The organism is Actinomyces sp. HMSC065F12 (assembly GCF_001814535.1).
In the GTDB taxonomy this organism is placed as follows: Bacteria; Actinomycetota; Actinomycetes; order Actinomycetales; family Actinomycetaceae; genus Pauljensenia; species Pauljensenia radingae_A.
The window spans coordinates 1-269 of the sequence record NZ_KV817020.1 but is presented as its reverse complement, the minus strand read 5'-3'; the positions used below and the strand labels follow the sequence as shown (position 1 = coordinate 269).

At 53.9% G+C, this 269-nt stretch carries 1 pseudogene; it reads left to right on the top strand.

From position 1 onward, the window contains the following. Positions 1-269: pseudogene (locus HMPREF2975_RS08280) on the top strand (helicase); the annotation flags it as partial.

The following is a 269-nucleotide window of genomic DNA, read 5'->3' as shown; positions in this document are numbered from 1 at the left end:
GTGGGTGGGCCAGGTGGTAGCCATGTCTGACAAGAAATTAACAGTCGGCGAGCTCGTATTTTCTGACATCGACTCCAACGAATTCCTCAAACAGCTGTACGCCAACCTGCTCTACAACTACGGCTTACATCGATTGGGGCTGGCGGATCGTCACCCATACGACGTGGATCTTGAAGCAGTACTGCGATTCGCAGACCTGCTGTCGAAATCAATCCACCCCACCAATCGTGACCGACACAGGGTGTGGGCGCAAGAAATCGCGCTCCTGT